The sequence below is a fragment of the Vibrio frigidus genome (assembly GCF_042465995.1).
In the GTDB taxonomy this organism is placed as follows: domain Bacteria; phylum Pseudomonadota; class Gammaproteobacteria; order Enterobacterales; family Vibrionaceae; genus Vibrio.
The window spans coordinates 1-255 of sequence record NZ_JBCDMC010000065.1 but is presented as its reverse complement, the minus strand read 5'-3'; the positions used below and the strand labels follow the sequence as shown (position 1 = coordinate 255).

The 255-nt window shown below is 51.8% G+C and carries 1 rRNA gene; it reads left to right on the top strand.

Annotation, left to right across the window (positions count from 1 at the left end):
• Window positions 1-255, top strand: a 16S ribosomal RNA gene (locus AACW90_RS23020); the annotation flags it as partial.

The following is a 255-nucleotide window of genomic DNA, read 5'->3' as shown; positions in this document are numbered from 1 at the left end:
ACACGGTCCAGACTCCTACGGGAGGCAGCAGTGGGGAATATTGCACAATGGGCGAAAGCCTGATGCAGCCATGCCGCGTGTATGAAGAAGGCCTTCGGGTTGTAAAGTACTTTCAGTAGTGAGGAAGACAGTAAGTTTAATACGCTTATTGTTTGACGTTAGCTACAGAAGAAGCACCGGCTAACTCCGTGCCAGCAGCCGCGGTAATACGGAGGGTGCGAGCGTTAATCGGAATTACTGGGCGTAAAGCGCATG